14 protein-coding genes are annotated in these 14258 nt (G+C 61.5%); 8 read left to right on the forward strand and 6 right to left on the reverse strand.

The annotated features are described in order from the left end of the window. Window positions 1-93 precede the first annotated feature (93 nt). Window positions 94-1071 (forward strand): glycosyltransferase family 2 protein, encoded by a 978-nt coding sequence (locus tag MKZ91_RS05685; RefSeq protein ID WP_336168895.1) that lies wholly within the window; start codon window positions 94-96, stop codon window positions 1069-1071. Beyond that, window positions 1064-2560, forward strand: a complete 1497-nt coding sequence (locus MKZ91_RS05690; RefSeq protein ID WP_336168897.1) for an ArnT family glycosyltransferase — start codon at window positions 1064-1066, stop codon at window positions 2558-2560. Before MKZ91_RS05685 ends, MKZ91_RS05690 begins: the two co-directional genes overlap by 8 nt. Here MKZ91_RS05690 and MKZ91_RS05695 read toward each other — a convergent pair. Together MKZ91_RS05695 and MKZ91_RS05700 are read right to left on the reverse strand one after the other, a co-directional pair. Beyond that, on the reverse strand, window positions 2530-3474 hold the full coding sequence (locus MKZ91_RS05695; protein WP_336168898.1) for a diacylglycerol/lipid kinase family protein: 945 nt from the start codon (window positions 3472-3474) through the stop codon (window positions 2530-2532). The genes MKZ91_RS05690 and MKZ91_RS05695 overlap by 31 nt on opposite strands. Before the next feature lie 163 nt (window positions 3475-3637). Next, entirely contained in the window at window positions 3638-4111 is a 474-nt protein-coding gene (locus MKZ91_RS05700) for an Lrp/AsnC family transcriptional regulator (protein WP_336168899.1), read from the reverse strand. A gap of 153 nt (window positions 4112-4264) precedes the next feature. Here MKZ91_RS05700 and MKZ91_RS05705 point away from each other — a divergent pair, with 153 nt between their 5' ends. Further along, window positions 4265-5173 (forward strand): DMT family transporter, encoded by a 909-nt coding sequence (locus MKZ91_RS05705; protein WP_336168901.1) that lies wholly within the window; start codon window positions 4265-4267, stop codon window positions 5171-5173. 86 nt (window positions 5174-5259) lie between these two features. Here MKZ91_RS05705 and MKZ91_RS05710 read toward each other — a convergent pair whose 3' ends face one another. From MKZ91_RS05710 to MKZ91_RS05720, 3 genes are all read right to left on the reverse strand, one after another. Continuing rightward, window positions 5260-6147 carry an ABC transporter permease gene (locus MKZ91_RS05710; protein ID WP_336168903.1) on the reverse strand — a complete coding sequence of 296 codons (888 nt, stop codon included), beginning with the start codon at window positions 6145-6147 and terminating at the stop codon, window positions 5260-5262. 113 nt (window positions 6148-6260) lie between these two features. Continuing rightward, window positions 6261-7259, reverse strand: coding sequence for an ABC transporter substrate-binding protein (locus MKZ91_RS05715; protein ID WP_336168904.1), 999 nt, complete (start codon window positions 7257-7259; stop codon window positions 6261-6263). 245 nt (window positions 7260-7504) lie between these two features. Beyond that, the gene (locus MKZ91_RS05720; RefSeq protein WP_336168906.1) at window positions 7505-8077 is read right to left on the reverse strand and encodes a CGNR zinc finger domain-containing protein; all 573 of its coding nucleotides are present in this window, start codon (window positions 8075-8077) and stop codon (window positions 7505-7507) included. Window positions 8078-8175: 98 nt separating this feature from the next. Here MKZ91_RS05720 and MKZ91_RS05725 point away from each other — a divergent pair, with 98 nt between their 5' ends. Continuing rightward, a complete protein-coding gene (locus MKZ91_RS05725) occupies window positions 8176-9066 on the forward strand; it encodes an alpha/beta fold hydrolase (RefSeq protein WP_336168908.1) in 891 nt (296 codons plus the stop codon). 111 nt (window positions 9067-9177) lie between these two features. Here MKZ91_RS05725 and MKZ91_RS05730 read toward each other — a convergent pair whose 3' ends face one another. Beyond that, on the reverse strand, window positions 9178-10839 hold the full coding sequence (locus MKZ91_RS05730) for an electron transfer flavoprotein-ubiquinone oxidoreductase (protein ID WP_336168911.1): 1662 nt from the start codon (window positions 10837-10839) through the stop codon (window positions 9178-9180). 458 nt (window positions 10840-11297) lie between these two features. On the opposite strand from MKZ91_RS05730, the gene MKZ91_RS05735 reads away from it, so the two are divergent. The 4 genes from MKZ91_RS05735 to MKZ91_RS05750 all read left to right on the forward strand — a co-directional run bounded on the left by MKZ91_RS05735 (window position 11298) and on the right by MKZ91_RS05750 (window position 14191). Continuing rightward, window positions 11298-12596: an Hsp70 family protein gene (locus tag MKZ91_RS05735; RefSeq protein WP_336168914.1), complete on the forward strand. Its 1299-nt coding sequence runs from the start codon at window positions 11298-11300 to the stop codon at window positions 12594-12596. A gap of 106 nt (window positions 12597-12702) precedes the next feature. Next, window positions 12703-13602, forward strand: coding sequence for a uracil-DNA glycosylase (locus MKZ91_RS05740; RefSeq protein WP_336168916.1), 900 nt, complete (start codon window positions 12703-12705; stop codon window positions 13600-13602). 177 nt (window positions 13603-13779) lie between these two features. Further along, a complete protein-coding gene (locus tag MKZ91_RS05745; protein ID WP_156134297.1) occupies window positions 13780-13956 on the forward strand; it encodes a hypothetical protein in 177 nt (58 codons plus the stop codon). A 79-nt stretch (window positions 13957-14035) separates the two neighbouring features. Further along, window positions 14036-14191 (forward strand): hypothetical protein, encoded by a 156-nt coding sequence (locus MKZ91_RS05750; protein WP_336168921.1) that lies wholly within the window; start codon window positions 14036-14038, stop codon window positions 14189-14191. The last annotated feature ends 67 nt before the right edge of the window (window positions 14192-14258 follow it).

Below are 14258 nucleotides of genomic sequence, written 5' to 3' on the forward strand. Positions count from 1 at the left end.
TTGGTTATCACCGATAACTGTGCAAGAAAACGGGCATGTAAGCGCAATCCAAATCTTGCGGCATGCCAAAGCACCGCATGTACGAGCTGTCCCATGCACCCCATCGAGCTATCCGTCGTCATTCCTGTCTTCAACGAAGAGGACAGCATTCAGCCGCTCATCTCCCGCGTGCGCGATGCGCTGGCAAGCTTTCCGTTACCGTGGGAGCTGATCCTTGTGGACGACGGCAGTACCGACCGCACACTTGTGAATGCGCGCGGGGCCCTTTCCGACCCTCGACTCGACCTCAAGATCGTCGAGCTGCAGAAGAACTTCGGGCAAACGGCGGCCATGCAAGCCGGCATTGACGCCGCTGCCGGCCGGTTGATCGCCACGCTCGACGGCGATCTGCAAAACGATCCGGCAGATATCCCTGAGATGGTAAAGGCGATCGAGGAGCGTCAACTGGATCTGCTCGTCGGTTGGCGAAAGAACCGGCAGGACGGCCTGTTCCTGCGGAAGATCCCCTCCTGGTGCGCCAACCGGCTGATCGGCAAGATTACCGGCGTCAGGCTTCATGACTACGGCTGCAGCCTGAAGGTTTACCGGGCATCGATCATCAAGCAGGTGAAGCTGATGGGTGAAATGCACCGCTTCATCCCGGCTTGGGTGGCCGGCGTCGTGCCGAGCAGCCGCATCGGCGAGATGCCCGTGACCCACCACGCGCGCCAGCACGGCCAGTCCAAATACGGAATCTCCAGGACGTTCCGGGTTATCCTCGATCTGCTGTCGGTGCTGTTCTTCATGCGCTACAAGGCTCGTCCCGGCCATTTCTTCGGCTCGATCGGGCTTGCGAGCGGGGCGCTCAGCGCGCTGATCCTCGTCTATCTCGGCTTCGACAAGTTCATCCTGGGCAACGACATCGGAACGAGACCGATGCTGATCGTCGGCGTCATGCTGTTTCTGTCGTCCGTTCAGCTGGTTACGACGGGCATTCTGGCGGAAATGATGGCGCGCAGCTATTTCCGCGACGATGAAACAACCAACTACATCGTGCGTCAGGTCTTTGTCCGGGACCCGGCGGATGCTTGATGTCGTCAACCGTCGGCCGAACATCGTCGTTGCACTGATTGCCGGCTACTTCCTGCTGTGCATCGGCTTGCGCCTCGTCATCTCGACATCGCTCGAAATCGACGAATCGGAACAGGCCTTCGTCTCGCAATTCCTGCTGCTCGGCTACGGTTCGCAGCCGCCCTTCTACAATTGGCTGCAATACGGGCTGACTTCGGCCTTCGGCGCGTCGCTGGCGACGATGACGGTGCTCAAGAACGGACTGCTTTTTCTCTGTTGCCTCTTCTACGGCCTTGCCGCACGCGAGGTGCTCAGCGACCGACGCCTCGTCGCGATCGCTGCCATCGGCGTGTTGACCTTCCCGCCGATCTTCCTGCTTGCCCAGCGCGACCTTTCGCACACGGTCTCAGCCCTGTTTGCGGTGTCGCTGTTCCTTTACGGCTTCATCCGGACGATGAACCGGCCCAGCGTCTTCTCCTATGTCCTGACCGGCGCCGCGGTCGGCATCGGCGTCATCTCGAAGTACAATTTCGCTCTCGTCCCGGTCGCAGCGATCCTCGCCATCATTCCGGAACCGGCCCTTCGTGCCCGCATCTTCGATTGGCGCGTTCTCGTTGCCGTCGCCGTCTGCGCGCTCATTGCCCTGCCGCACGGTTACTGGATCCTCGAGAACCTCGGCGCCGCTTCGCGCAGCACCCTGAAGGAAATGGGCACAGCCCAGGAAACGAGCTTCCTATCGAAGGGGCTCAAGGGGGCGGTCGCGCTCGTCGTCGCCACGCTTCGAGGCAGTGCTATCGCCCTGCTTGTCTTCGTGCTGGTGTTCCGCAAGGATCTGGCGGCCATCTGGCGCGCCAGCAGCCTCTGGTCGCGCATCATTGGGCGCATGCTGGCAATCTGCCTGATCGCAGTATTGCTGGTCGTGCTCGCGGTCGGCGCTACCCATATGCGGGAAAAGTGGCTCGTTCTTTTTCTCGTCCTTCTGCCGCTTTACCTTGCTCTGAAAGTGGAAGCATCCGGCGTCGACACCCGTTTTAGCGTCCGGCCATTCCTTCTGCTCGTCGCCTTCATCGTGATCACCACGCTCACCATCGTTTCCGCGCGCGCGGTCGTCCGGCCCTGGTTCGGCAAGCCGTCCCGGCTCAGCATCCCCTACAGCACGCTTGTCGACACGGTGGTTGATCAGCACGGGCGAGAGCCTGCGATGGTTCTGGCATCGAACAAGCTGCTGGCTGGAAACGTGCGCACGCGACTGCACGACGCCATCGTTTTCGTCCCGGGCGACAGGAGCGGGCCGGCGGTCGAGCGCTTGGCAGGTCCGCTGCTTGTGATCTGGAACGACGAGGGCAAGCTCGATGTCCCACCGCCGGATCTGCTGATGCGCACGCTGGAGACACTCGGCGTACCGGCTGCGACCTTCAACCCGCAGCAACTGGCCCTGCCCTATCTCGACGGCAAGCAAGAGGACCGCTACGGCTTCGGCTACGTCTGGATCGACGACCCCTCGCGTTGAACGGTCGAGACGTCGCGATCGGCGCCGACGAGCAGCTTGAGTTCACCCGGGTGAATGCGAAGTGCCACGTCGCGCCCCATCGGCAACAGTTCGCCGTCGATGACGCAGTTGATCCGGCGATCGACCTTGGGGAAGTGCAGATCGAGCGCATGGCCGCTCATGGTGGTGATCAACGGACTGTCGCGAAACTTGCCGCGCATCACGTCGAAGGCGAGCTTGGCGACGCCCGGCGGGCTCAAGGGCGGTGCGGTGTAGAAGCCCAGATGGCCGGCCGTCACGTCGTCGGCATACATCAGCGTATCCCGGCCGAAAGGATTGTTCGAGACGGACACCGCCGAGACATGCCGGCGTTCCTGGTGCCCGTCGACATCGAATTCGATCTCGAAATCAGGAGGATTGAGGATCACGCCAAATGCGGCGCGCGTGCTTGCAACGATCTTGCCCGCGCGCGAGCGGAAACTGTAGGATTCACGATAGCGCACCATGCGTGCATGCAGCCCCATGGAGAACTGGTGCACGAAGGCGCGTCCGTCGGCACTGCCGATATCACCATCGATAATCACCCCGTTGGCCAGCACTTCCGGTGCCTTCCAGATATCGAGCGGCAGCTTCAGCGTGCGGGCAAAGAGGTTCATCGTGCCTGCCGGAATGACGCCAAGCGGCATGCGGTTTTTCCAGGCAACACCGGCAGCCGCTGAAATCGTGCCATCGCCGCCACCGGCAAGGATCGCATCGAGATCATCGCGCCGGCACGTACGCTCCAAAGTCTGCTGCATTTCACCGCCCGAAACGGTGGCGATTTCGATCTGATGGCCGGCTGCAGTGAAGACCTTCTCTATCATCCATCCGTACGCAGCCATGTCCGTTGTACGGAAGGTTCCACCGTCCCGATTGAGGATTGCCTTGATTTTCATGAACGGGCTACCGGCTCCAAAACGAAAAGATACACACCCGCGATCAGATAAGCGCGATCGGCGTCGTTTCCAGAACCTTACAAAAACTTAACGGTATGCAAGGAGTGCTTGCGGGCAGAAGCGCTGGCGACAAACGCTTCTGCAGGACACGGGCGATCGCGGGTTACTTCGGCTCTGGCAACTTCAGCGGACCGCCGGTCTTGATCGACCGGATCGCAAAATTGGAGCGGATATCGGTTACGCCAGGCAAGGCGAGCAGCGTCTCGGTCAGGAGCGTCTCATAGGCCGGCAGGTCCTCGACCACGACCTCAGCGAGGAAATCGGCGTTGCCGGAGATGAGGAAGCACGAGACGACTTCAGGAATGGCAAGCAACGCCTGCTGCTGCAACTGCGCGTTCTCACGGCTGTGACGTCCCACCTTGATTTCCACGAAGACAGTGAGCCCGAGACCGACTTCCTTTCGGTCGATATCGGCGCGGTAGCCGCGCAGGATGCCTGATTTTTCGAGGTTACGAATGCGCCGCAGGCAAGGCGACGGCGAAAGATTGACCTTGTCAGCGATCTCGACGTTGGTCGCGCGCGCATCCTCCTGAAGGATTTTCAGGATAGCGAGATCGAAATTATCGAGATTTGGCATGATTACAAACTTCAAAGCCTTTCGTTGGCACATTGTTGCGGATGATAGTCTATTTCAGCCATAAATCGCAAGGACATGCCCTGCCCCCAGGGCCTAATCTTCCTTCCAGACCCCAAAGCCCCAGGGGATAGCCAAATCGGGAAGGAATTTCAAATGGTTGCGCTCACTTTCGATCGCGGCAATACGACGCCTGTTGCCGCCGGCTATGCCGGCGCCTTCGTCACCGTCCTCATCTGGGCCGGCTGGATTCTCGCAACGCGGCACTCCGCCGGAACGGCACTCGGGACCATAGACCTCGGCCTGATCCGCTACGGCATTCCTGCACTTCTGCTTTCGCCAGTCTGGCTGAAGACCGGCCTCGTGCCGCGCACGCTGCCCGTCCACCTGCTTGTCCTGATGGTCACAGGTTCGGGCGCCCTCTTCTTCCAAGTCTCCACCTTCGCCATCCACTCGGTGCCAGCCTCGTCGGTTGGAATTCTCCTTGGCGGCTCGATGCCACTCGCCACAGCGCTGATCGGCGTCGCGGCCTTTGGCGAGCGGCCAGACCGGATGCGGGCGGTCGGCTTTGCCGCCATCATTGTCGGCGTCGTCATTCTGCTTACCCGCAACCTGGCGGTCTCAACCCCCACCGGCTGGAGCGGATACGTTCTGCTGCCGGCTGCGGCAACACTCTGGGCGGTCTATACCCACGCCTTTCGCCGCTCTGGCCTCAGCCCGCTGCAGGGAAGCGCGTTGATCGCCGTCTGGTCGTTCATGATCCATCTGGCGCTTGCGATTGTCTTCGGGAGCACTTTGGCTGATGTTCCGGTCGCAGAGATCGCCTTGCAGGTTGCCAGCCAGGGCATTCTGTCAGGCCTTGTTGCCATGGTCGCCTACGGCTTTGCGGTGAAGAGCCTCGGCGGCACTCAGGCCGCGGCCTTCACCGCGCTGACGCCGGTGCTGGCCATGGTCGGCGGCGCTGCGTTGCTCGGCGAACAGATCGGCCCCTTCGAGATGCTAGCAGCCATCGTCACGGCAGCCGGCGTGGCGCTTTCCACGGGCATTCTCTCAAGCCGAACCTGAAGACAAGAGCCTGATCTCAAAACGCGAAAGCCTCGGACGCCTGCGCCGGGGCTTTCCGTTTCTTTTGCCGGGGTCGGCACAATGGCCTAACCGTGAATGATCTCGCGATGCTTCTGCAGGCGGTGACCATAGGCCTGGCTGACGCGGTCGAAGATGATGGCGATGCCGACGATCGCAAGCCCGTTGAAGATGCCGAGCGTGAAGTACTGGTTGGCAATCGCCTTCAGCACCGGCTGGCCAAGACCCTGCACGCCGATCATCGAGGCGATGACCACCATGGCAAGCGCCATCATGATCGTCTGGTTGATGCCCGCCATGATCGTCGGCAAGGCGAGCGGCATCTGCACATTCTTGAGCTTCTGCCAAGCGGACGAACCAAAAGCATCGGCCGCCTCCAATACGTCCTTGTCGACCAGCCGAATGCCGAGATTGGTGAGCCTTATCATCGGCGGTATCGCATAGATGACGACGGCGATCAGCCCCGGCACCTTGCCGATGCCGAGCAGCATGACGACCGGGATCAGATAGACGAAGCTCGGCATCGTCTGCATCACGTCCAGGATCGGGTTGACGATATTCTGGAACCGGTCCGAGCGGGACATGGCGATGCCGATCGGAATGCCGATGGCTATCGACAATACGGTGCAGACGAAGATCATCGAGATCGTCTTCATCGTATCGTCCCACATGTCGAAATAGCCGATCAAAAGCAGCGTGGCGACGCAGCCGCCGACGATCTTCCAATTGCGGCTCGCAAACCACGCGACCAGCGCGATGATCACCAGGATGATCGGCCAGGGCGTCTTCGTCATGAAGCGCTCCGACTGAATGAGAAAGAACTGCAGCGGCTCGAAGAAGGCTTCGATTGTATCGCCATAGGCGCGTGTGAAGCCGCGGAACCCCTCGTCGATCGCCTTTTTCAGCGCCCTGAGGCTATCGTCATCCATGTGTGGAAACTGGGTCAACCAGTCCATTCCATTCCCCTTCCAAATCTCCACCGGCCGCGATTGTTGTTTTGCTGTTGCCGGACGTCGAACAATGAGGCGGCGCAGGTGATTGCGCCGCCCGCTGGTTCAAACGGGCTAGATCAGAGCCCGGCCTTGACCTTTTCAGCAACCTCGGGCGAAACCCATTGGGTCCAGATATCGGGGTTTTCCTGGAGGAAGTGCTTGGCGCCCTCCTCGCCGCTTGCCTGGTTGTCGGTCATCCAGGCCATCAGCTTGTTGACGGTGTCATTGGTCCAGGCGCGCTTGTTGAGATAGTCCATGGCCGGGCCTGCACGATCGGCGAAGGCCTTGGTCACCAGCGTCTGCACCCTGTCCTTCGGCCAGTCGTTCTTCTTCGGGTCCGGGCAATCGGCAACCGTGTTGCAGCGCTTCCATTCGGCGGCATCCGCTTCTACGCCGTGCCCGAGCTTGACCATCTCGTACTTGCCGAGAAGTGCGGTCGGCGCCCAGTAGTAGCCGACCCAGCCCTGCTTGCGCTCATAGGCCTTGGCGATCGAACCATCGAGGCCGGCGGCCGAACCGGTGTCGACCAGCGTGAAGCCGGCAGCTTCACCGCCATAGGCTTTGTAGAGCTGCGTCGTCACCACCGTTCCGCCCCAACCCTGCGGGCCGTTGAAGACGGCGCCTTTGCTCGCGTCTTCCGGATCCGGGAACAGCTCCTTGTGCTTCAGCACGTCATCGATCGTCTTGATGTCTGGATTGGCATCGACGATGTATTTCGGAACCCACCAGCCCTGCACCGCGCCATCGGAAAGTGCTACGGCCGCGCCAACGAGCTTGCCTTCTTCGAGGCCGCGGTTGACGACATCCGGCAGCAGGTCGACCCAGCCTTCCGGAGCGACATCCGGCTCGCCCTTTTCGATCATCGAGGTGATCGTCGGCACGGTGTCGCCAACCACCAGTTCGGCGTTGCAGCCATAACCTTCCGAAAGGATGATCTTGTCGACGCTCGCCAATACCTCGGCACTCTGCCAGTTCATGTTGGCGATCGTCACGTCGCCGCATTCGGCCGCCGAGGCCGTGCCGGCAAGGCCAAGGAGGCCGGCGGCCAGGCAAGTCGTTGCAAGAAGCTTCTTCATTTTCGTTCCCTCTGTTCTGGCGGTGCATCCCGTCCGCCGACGATCTCACCGCGCCGATCGCCAGCGTCGCAGGGTCCGGTCCAACTCAAAACAACAGGAACCGAACGGCCTGCAGGTGCGTCGACTCGTGAAGCCGACGACAGCTTGAAAGCTATCGGGGGTCTCCGGCAAGAGCTTTCCCGTTTGCGTCAGCACATGACTTTCTCAACAAGCGCCAAACGATGACCGCAATGATAGCCCATAGGTCAGGACGATTTGCTGCGCTGGTAGTAGCGCGACACGCGCACGCGGTTTCCGCATCGCGTCGCCGCACACCAACGCCGCCGCGGGTTTGTGCCGACAAACAGCATGACGCAATCCTCCGCCTCACATTTGCGGATATGCTTGCGCTCAGGCCCCGCCAACAACGCTGCTGCATCCTCCGCAAGGAAAGCGGCCAGCCGAACCGCCGCTGATCCTTCCCGATGCGTTGCAACGACAGGAGGGTCGCCCCAATCAAGCCTATGGACGGCCGGTGCTGCGCGCATCGCTGCATTCAGCCCGTCGATCGCGGCGGCAGGCACAGCGCCCCCTTTCATCTGATGATCGAGGGCAATCGCCACATGTGCGCGAACCGCATGGATACGCTTCAAGTCATCGGCAGTGATCAAAGCCAGATCTGCCGGGACCACATCTTGGAGCCGATCCCTTTCGAGTTCGACCCAAGCCCTCAGCCCGGCCTCGTCGGAAATGAGGTCGACCAATTCCGTTGAAACCCGTGGCCGCGTGTTCACCAGATCCAGAGCCAAGGGCTCGCCCACGAAAGGTGTCACATCCATTTTCGGCCTCGCTCTCGCTAATGTCTATTTTCAGGATTGACACATTAGTCGCAGCTGCGCAATTCTAATGCATAAGCTTAAGTTTTAGGAGTGTTAAAATGCCGATCGCCAGCGTTCCAGTTATTCGCCACCGCTTCATCGAAGTCGACGGGGTGCGCCTGTTCTATCGGGAGAGCGTACCGAGCAGCGTCGACGCTCCGACCCTCCTCCTGCTGCACGGCTTTCCGTCGTCATCGCATCAATATCGCCGCCTGATGGACGCGCTCGGCAGCCATTATCGACTGGTCGCACCTGACTATCCGGGCTACGGCCACAGCGATGCGCCGACATCCAGCACAGCCGGAGGCCAGTTCACCTACAGTTTCGACAAGCTATCAGAGCTGGTGGAAGGTTTCGTCGACGCCCTCAGCCTCAAGCGATTCATGCTCTACGTGTTCGACTTCGGCGCGCCGGTCGGCTTCCGCCTCGCTACCCGCCGGCCGGACCTGATCGCCGGCCTCATCGTACAGAATGGCAACGCCTATCACGAAGGTCTATCGCCCTTGGCACAGGGCCTCCTGACGCTGACGCCCGATGATGCCGATGCCGGCAGCAGGATCGGGGAGGTGCTGAAATTGCAGATGACCCGCGCACAATACGAAGGCGGCACAAGCGAGCTTGAACGCGTCGCACCGGACGGCTGGACGATGGACCAGCATTTTCTCGACCTGCCGGAGCGGCGGCAGCCGCAACATGACCTTTTCTTCAACTACAAGAGCAACCTTGCGCGTTACCCGGAGTGGCAGGACTGGCTTCGGCGCAAGCAGCCGCCGACACTGATCACCTGGGGTAGGAACGACCCCTTCTTCCCCGAGCCAGGCGCCCGCGCCTTTCTAAGAGACGTGCCCAAGGCGGAGCTTCATCTCTTCGAGACAGGTCATTTCGCGTTGGAAGAGTGCCTGCCCGAGATCGCGCCCATCATCGCCGATTTCGTTGACCGCAACTGGTGACGTGCGATCAAAGCGAAGCGGCGCCGGAGATCTACTCCGGCGCCGCTTCGCCAATACGTTCCGTTACGGTGAGCCGCCTCGATCCAAGGGTCCGCGCGGCCCTTGCAACCATCACATGTTGGGATAGACCGGCCCCTCACCGCCCTGCGGCGGTACCCAGTTGATGTTCTGGTTCGGGTCCTTGATGTCGCACGTCTTGCAGTGCACGCAGTTCTGGGCGTTGATGACGAAGGTGTCCTTGCCGTCTTTTTCCACCCACTCGTAGACGCCGGCCGGACAGTAGCGCGTCGACGGACCGGCATAGACGTCATGCTCGGAGCGCTTCTGCAGATCAAGATCCTTGACCTTGAGGTGGACCGGCTGGTCTTCCTCGTGGTTGGTGTTCGACAGGAACACCGAGGACAAACGGTCGAAGGTCAGGACGCCATCCGGCTTCGGATAGTCGATCTTCTGGTGCTTTGCTGCCGGCTCAAGCGACTGTGCATCGGTTAGCCCGTGTTTCAGCGTGCCGAAGAACGAGAAACCGAACAGCTGGTTGGTCCACATGTCGAGACCGCCGAGCGCCACGCCCACCGCCGTGCCGAACTTCGACCACAGCGGCTTGACGTTGCGGACCCGCTTCAGGTCCTTGCCGATATCGGTCTGGCGCCATTCGTTCTCGATCTCGACCGGCTCGTCATTGGCGCGACCGTTCGCAATCGCCGCCGCCAGCTTGTCAGCCGCCAGCATGCCCGACAGCACCGCATTGTGGCTGCCCTTGATGCGCGGCACGTTGACGAAACCGGCCGAACAGCCGATCAGCGCACCGCCGGGGAAGGACAGCTTCGGCACCGACTGGTAGCCACCCTCGGTGATCGCACGCGCGCCATAGGAGAGCCGCTTGCCACCCTCGAAGGTGCCGCGGATCGCCGGATGCGTCTTGAAGCGCTGGAACTCCTCGAACGGGAAGAGATAGGGGTTCTTGTAATTCAGGTGCACGACGAAGCCGACCGCGACCATGTTGTCTTCGAGATGGTAGAGGAACGAGCCGCCGCCGGTCTTCATGCCGAGCGGCCAGCCGAAGGAGTGCTGCACCAGGCCCGGCTTGTGGTTCTCGGGCTTGACCTGCCAGAGCTCCTTCAGGCCGATGCCGAACTTCGGCACGTCACGGCCTTCGTCGAGCTTGTACTTGGCGATCAGCTGCTTGGCGAGCGAACCACGCACGCCCTCGCCGATCAGCGTGTACTTGCCCAAGAGCGCCATGCCGCGGGCGAAGTTTGGCCCCGGCTCGCCGTTCCTCTCGATGCCCATGTCGCCGGTGGCGACGCCGATGACCGCACCCTCGTCGTTGTAGAGCACTTCGGTTGCAGCAAAGCCCGGATAGATCTCGACGCCGAGCGCTTCGGCATGGCTTGCCAGCCACCGACAGACGTTTCCGAGCGAGACGATGTAGTTGCCATGATTGTTCATCAGCGGCGGCATCAGGGCATTCGGCAGGCGGATCGACCCGGCGGGACCCAGGAACAGGAAGTGATCGTCCGTGACCTCGGTCTTGAACGGATGGTCGGCCTCGTCGCGCCAGCCCGGCAGCAGCCGGTCGATACCGATCGGATCGACGACTGCGCCCGACAGGATATGCGCGCCGACCTCGGCGCCCTTTTCGAGCACGACGACCGACAGATCCGGGTTGACCTGCTTCAGCCGGATCGCCGCTGCAAGACCGGCCGGCCCCGCGCCGACGATCACAACGTCGAACTCCATGCTCTCGCGTTCGGGCAATTCTTGCTCGGTCATGCGGTCTCTCCAGTCTCACCGGTCTTCTGCCGGTTCAGTTCCCAGGGCATATCATCCCGTCATGGCAAATGCAGTTTGGCTTGTCGAGCCGGGATGCGACAGGCGATGCCCGCTTTTGCGCATGAGGTCATGACTTTAGGACAAATGTCTATATGACGTGCACGTAAACGTAAATACATCAAATTGTCGCGCAACGACGCTATTGAGCATGCGGCCTTGCTTTTGCCGAAGAGCCGTGCGACGAGGCCGCCACCCCTCCGGCGGCACGCGCCGGCATATCCCAATCGCAATCGGCACGCGGCAAGGCGCCCTCTGGCGCCAGGACGACGTGTCTTTTGTCGGTCGTGGAACCGGCTGCCCGTTTAGGCGAAGGCGGCCCGACAGATTTCAAGTTGCGTTGCGCGCCACCGGCTCCCTTCCGGGCGGCGAAGCGACGCCAGACGCAAGGAGAGACACCCATGGCCAAGGCACTGGGCTTTGATTTCGGCACGACCAACTCCGTTCTGGCGGTTGCCGCCGGTGACGCCACCCATTCGATGCGATTCGACAGTCTTGCCGGCTCGACCGACGCCATGCGCACGGCCCTCTCCTTCATGAAGGACGCCCAGCTTGGCGCCCAGGCGCTGAAGGTGGAAGCGGGTCAGGCGGCAATCCGAGCCTTCATCGACAATCCGGGCGACTGTCGCTTCCTGCAGTCGATCAAGACCTTTGCGGCAAGCCCCCTCTTCCAAGGCACGCAGGTCTTTGCCAAGCGCCACAGCTTCGAAGACTTGATGCGGGTCTTCCTCAACAAGCTGCGCGACTATGCCGGCGACGGCTGGACCGACCAATACAGCCGCATCGTCGTCGGTCGGCCCGTTCACTTCGCCGGCTCCAACCCAGACCCGGCGCTGGCGCTTGATCGCTACGGCACAGCGCTCTCCGAATTCGGCTTTCCGGAAGTACACTATGTCTACGAACCCGTGGCGGCCGCCTTTTACTTCGCGCAAAACCTGAAGCAGGACGCAACCGTGCTCGTCGCCGATTTCGGCGGCGGCACCACCGACTATTCGCTGATCCGCTTCGAGACCAGGGCCGGGCGGTTGACCGCAACTCCGATCGGCCATTCGGGTGTCGGCATTGCTGGCGACCATTTCGACTTCCGCATCATCGACAATGTCGTCTCGCCGTTGATCGGAAAGGGGAGTCTGTTCAAGAGCTTCGACAAGCTGCTTGAAGTGCCGTCGAACTACTATGCAAATTTCGGCCGCTGGAATCAGCTTTCCATCTTCAAGACTTTGAAAGATTTCACGGATCTGAAGAAGCTCGTGCGCCAGAGCCTGGAGCCGGAAAAGCTCGAAGCCTTCGTCGACCTGATCGAACATGACGAGGGCTACCCGCTCTACAACGCGATCTCGGCAACGAAGATGCAACTGTCGAAAGAAGACGAGACCGAATTCTACTTCGCTCCGCTTGGGGAAATGTCGCGCCGCACCGTTCGCCGCAGCGAGTTCGAAAGCTGGATCGCCCCGGAGATCGCGCGCATCGAAGGCGCGCTTGACGACGTGCTGCAATCGACCTCGACCCCGCCTGAGACGATCGACAAGGTCTTCCTCACCGGCGGCACGTCCTTTGTCCCGGCGGTCCGTTCGATCTTCGAGCGGCGTTTCGATGCCAGCCGCATCGAGAGCGGTGGCGAACTGTTGTCGATCGCCCACGGCCTGGCGCTGATCGGCGAGCACGAGGACATCGCTCACTGGACGGCCAACGCCGCCTGAGCCGGCGCCGGTCGATGGTTTCGAAGCGATCGATGACCTTGGATAGGGACGCCAAGGACCGGAAAACGTGTTCCGGTTCGACGGCTTATGGGTTAGGTTGGCGCCCATGATTTCCGCCCACGACCTCTCTCCGGCACAGCTTGCCGCCCTTCTCGCCTTCCATGCGGATGCGGGCGTCGAATGGCTGCTGGAAGAGGAACCTGTCGACCGCTTTGCCGAATTCGAGGCAATGAAGACGGCGCGCGGCAGTGCACGCGCACCGTCCGCCGCCAGCCAACGATCCGAAGTCGAAAGCGGCGGGGCACCTGCGCCACGTCAAGCCCCGGCAGCGCCCGGTTCCACGCCATCGCGTGAGGTCCGGGCACCCGCCCCCGTCGCAAGCACGCCTGCGGTGGCCATTCCCGACGCCCAGGCTATCGAGGAAGCCCGCTTTGCCGCCGGGTCGGCGCGTTCGCTCGCGGAACTTCGGGTGGCGATGGAGGGTTTTGCCGGCTGCAACCTCAGGAACAGCGCCCGCAACCTCGTCTTTGCCGAGGGTGACGAGGCAGGCGGCATCATGGTTGTCGGCCCGATGCCCTATGCCGACGATGATCGCGACGGCCAGCCCTTCGCCGGGCGCCTTGGGGAAATGCTGACCCGGATGCTCGCCGGCATCGGTCTCGCACGTGAACAAGTTCTGCTCAGCAACGTCGTGCCTTGGCGGCCTCCGGGCAACCGGGTGCCGACGGCACGCGAGGCCGATATCTGCCGTCCCTTTATCGAGCGCCAGATCGCGCTTGCCGAGCCCAAGCATCTGCTGCTGCTCGGCAATTTCACCGCGCGCTTCTTCTTCGGCGGCAACGACACGATCCACCAGCTGCGCGGCGAATGGCGCGACCTTCCGGTTGGCGGCATCACGGTGCCGACCCTTGCTACCTTGCACCCGCAGGATCTGGTGACGGCACCGATGAACAAGCGTTTCGCCTGGCAGGATCTGCTTGCCTTCAAGGCCAGGATTCAGGGCTGATCTTCGCTTCGATGCCGGGCGTCAACGAGGCGCCGGCCCGCCAGCCCGATTTATGAACAAAGAATGAAGAAAGCCATGCGGTTTGCGCATATCAGCGGCGCATTATGACGCATTGCAAAAAGCAATGTTGCGGCGCAATATACTGACACGGGAGGAATGGAATTAAGGAATTGAACCATGACTGCCCGCTTTCGTCCGATCCACAGCAGCTTTGAGACGCTCCGTCACACCGGTGCTGCTCAACGGACGCCGTTCAACCGCTTCGGCACGGCGGCCAACGAGCAGATGACCGCGATCGGCCTTGCCCGGACCACCCGTCCGGCGCAGATTTTCGCCGATTTCATCCAGCGCTGATCCCCACGCGATACGCGACATCAGCGTATTGCGTGACGTATGGTTTTTGCGAACCGACGACGAGATAAGGAACGAAACCATGACCAAGCCCATCGCCAGCCTCAAGGTCCTGTTCGATTCGATCTCCGACATCGGCACTGCCGTGCGCGCCTCGCGCGAATACACCGTTCTCAGCACCATGCAGGATGCACGCCGCGCCCATCGCGTTGCCGTGAGCCCGCTTCTGCCCAACTGATTGCTACTCGCGAAAGGGCGCACCGCCTTTTTGCCATTGCCTGTCGCAATCGACAGGGCCTGAAAAA

The organism is Ensifer sp. MJa1 (assembly GCF_037026475.1).
GTDB lineage: Bacteria > Pseudomonadota > Alphaproteobacteria > Rhizobiales > Rhizobiaceae > Ensifer.